The 2,998-nt window shown below is 66.9% G+C and carries 3 protein-coding genes and 1 tRNA gene; 2 read left to right on the top strand and 2 right to left on the bottom strand.

The window, feature by feature from the left end:
- Positions 1-231 (bottom strand): type I restriction-modification system subunit M N-terminal domain-containing protein (locus ACRDUX_RS25270; RefSeq protein ID WP_526417666.1); only part of this gene is annotated, 231 nt, incomplete at its 3' end.
- 375 nt (positions 232-606) lie between these two features.
- Positions 607-689, bottom strand: a tRNA-Leu gene (locus ACRDUX_RS25265).
- Between the two features lie 236 nt (positions 690-925).
- On the opposite strand from ACRDUX_RS25265, the gene ACRDUX_RS25260 reads away from it, so the two are divergent.
- Both ACRDUX_RS25260 and ACRDUX_RS25255 read left to right on the top strand, forming a co-directional pair.
- Entirely contained in the window at positions 926-2,389 is a 1,464-nt protein-coding gene (locus ACRDUX_RS25260; protein WP_526417664.1) for an FHA domain-containing protein, read from the top strand.
- Positions 2,390-2,573: 184 nt separating this feature from the next.
- Positions 2,574-2,998, top strand: a 425-nt coding sequence (locus tag ACRDUX_RS25255; RefSeq protein WP_526417662.1) for an FHA domain-containing protein FhaB/FipA, incomplete at its 3' end; no start/stop codon positions are given.

Raw genomic sequence — 2,998 nt, 5'->3', positions numbered from 1 at the left:
GTACAACACGGACTTGGCCTTATAGTCAGCGTGCGCCGCGGGGTTCCGAGCGGACGCCTTCGACTCGACCTCACCTCGGACGGCCTCGAAACGGTTCTCCGCGTAGGCGAGGAACACCAAGCCGAGTACTGGATTGCGATACTGGACCGGCGTCAACTTCGAGTTCGCTCGCAACTCGTCAGCAGCGGCCCACAACGTATTGCGCACTTTGGCGAGGTCAGTCGTCTTCAACCAAGTTCCGTTCTCTCGGTTCGATGCGTACGCCCACGAACGATCCCCTGCCTCCGCATACGGCGGTGCCTCCGCAGCGCATAATTGAAACAACTACGGGCGCCAACGCCCATCTTTCCGCGGATCATCGCATGGCAACGGGCTTGACTCGGCCAAGGACGTCTGGGTTCCGAACCTGTGTCGAACGGCCGGGGTTGCGATGCGGGGGAGCGGACCTTGCCGGACTGACCAACGATCTCGCTGGGGATTCGCGCCACAAAGTCCCGCAACGCCACAACCGGCACCATCCAGTACGTCTGCCCCACCAAACACAAAGGTCACGACCTCTTTCGAGTTCGTGACCTTTGTGCCTGGAGTTCGTAGAACTCCTCATTGTGGGCGAAGGGGGACTTGAACCCCCACGTCCCGAAGGACACTGGCACCTGAAGCCAGCGCGTCTGCCATTCCGCCACTCGCCCCAACAACCGGGAGAGACTATCACGCACAACGCTGCACTCCCCAACCGCGCAGTTGAGCCGATGCGCAACGCAGCGGAGCGCCCTGACCTGGCGCGATCCGATTCTCAGAGATCCGTTGTTCCCGTTCCTGCGCCCATGGCCGATACCATGCATAGAGGCACTGGGGCTCGCGACACGCAGGCTGCGGGTGGTGCCGGGCGCAACCCACGACGACGAACAGCGAGGCAGGCGGTGATATGGGACTCGTCGATCGCTTCGAACGCAAACTCGAGTCGACCGTCGGTAACACCTTCGCGAGGGTATTCGGAGGCTCGATCGTCCCGCAGGAGGTCGAGGCCATCCTTCAGCGCGAAGCGGAGGCCGGGGTACGCGACGTTGGCGGTGGCCGTATTTTGGCCCCAAACGACTACGTCATTACCCTCAGTGCATCCGACTTTCACAAGGTCCGCACGGACCCCGACCTCACTCCGACGACTTTTGCCCGACACCTGAAGGGATACATCCGTGACGAAGGGTGGCAAACGTATGGTGATGTGGTCGTTGGATTCGAAGCGTCACCGCAGTTGCACACAGGCCAGTTTCGCACCCGTGGAACGGTCAACCCCGACACGACCAGCGGCGAAACCGCCCCTGCACCACCAGACCGTGCGCACACCGCAGAACCAGGAGTTCCACCAATGACCGACAACCCGACACACCGCGGCGGCCATGGACAAGGGCAGCCAGGCGACGAGTACTACGACTATGGCCGGCAGGGCGAAGAGGGCCGCGCGCCCTACCCGCCGGATCAGGCCGGCCCGGGGCAACCCCCTGCGCCTGCCGGCGGTCATCCCGACCAGGGCGGCTACCCCGAGCGCGGCGGCTACCCCGATCAGGGCTATCCCCCGCCGTCCTACGAGCAGCGGCCCCCAGCCGGGTACGGGCCCCCCTCCGGGGGCGGTTACCCCGACCAGGGCTACCGCCCGCCGCCGCCCGCCGGATACGGCCCACCCGCAGGCGCCCCCGCCGGCTACGGGCAGCCCGAGCAGGGTGGCTACGACTACGGGCGCCCGCCGGCACCTCCTCGCTCCGAGGAGTACGGCCGCCCAGAGGCCCGTCCCGAACCTCCGCGACCGGCGTACCCCGACCAGGGTGGCTACCCAGACGGCGGCAGCTATCCCGACCAGGGCGGCTACCCCGATCAGGGCGGTTACGCCGAAGGCGGTGGCTACGGCGCCCAGACGTACGGCAGGCCGGACTACGGTCAGCCCGACTACGGCCGTTACGGCGACCCTGCCGCGCCCCAGGGCTACTCCGATGCGGGTTACGGCCAGCCGGCCGATGCCGGATACGGGCAACCCGCCGGGTACGAGTACGGTCAACCGCCTGCCGCGGCTCCCGTAGCAGGCTACGGCTCCGGCTACGGCGTCGGCGCCACGAACGTGACGCTGCAGCTGGACGACGGCAGTGGGCGCACCTATCAGCTCCGCGAAGGCGCCAACGTCATCGGCCGCGGTCAGGACGCCCAGTTCCGGCTGCCCGACACCGGCGTCTCACGCCGTCACCTCGAGATCCGGTGGGACGGGCAGGTCGCCCTGCTGTCCGATCTGAACTCGACGAACGGCACCACCGTCAACAACGCGCCGGTTCAGGAATGGCAGTTGGCCGACGGTGACACGATCCGTCTTGGCCACTCCGAGATCATCGTCCGCGTTCACTGAGGGCGCTGGCTGGTGACGGCTGGGGGCCACGCCGATGCTTCGCCCCCCCGTCCGTCACCGGCCCAAGTATCGTGACGTTGCCGACGGCGGCTGAGCAGGCCGGTGGTCGGTCGCGACGCAGCCCGGAAAACGGTGCCGAGGCGCCGAAGCGGCGATATCGGGACGGTCACGGAGAGGACGTCAGATGCAGGGGATAGTGCTGCAGCTGACGCGCGTCGGTTTCCTGCTGCTCCTCTGGCTCTTCATCTGGTCGGTGCTGCGCATCCTCCGCACCGACATCTACGCCCCCACCGGTGCGGTCATGGTGCGACGGGGCCTCGCGCTGCGCGGGACCCTGCTGCCCAGCCGCGGACAGCGCCGCAACACTCCGCACCAGCTGATCGTCACCGACGGCGCCCTTGCCGGCACTCGAATTCAGTTGGGCAGCCAGCCCGTGCTGATCGGGCGAGCCGACGACTCGACTCTGGTGCTGACCGACGACTATGCGTCGACACGGCACGCGCGGCTGTCGCCACGGGGGTCCGAATGGTACGTCGAGGACCTAGGATCGACCAACGGTACATACCTTGACAGGGCGAAGGTGACGACGGCGGTAAGGGTTCCGATGGG

It is taken from the genome of Mycobacterium sp. (assembly GCF_050701675.1).
Taxonomy (GTDB): Bacteria; Actinomycetota; Actinomycetes; order Mycobacteriales; family Mycobacteriaceae; genus Mycobacterium.
Note: the sequence above shows the minus strand (reverse complement) of the source record. Positions and strands in the feature narration are given on the sequence as shown.

Excerpts from the sequence above, each read along its gene's own strand:
- ACRDUX_RS25260 (WP_526417664.1), top strand. The coding sequence starts at position 926 with ATGGGACTCGTCGATCGCTTCGAACGCAAACTCGAGTCGACCGTCGGT.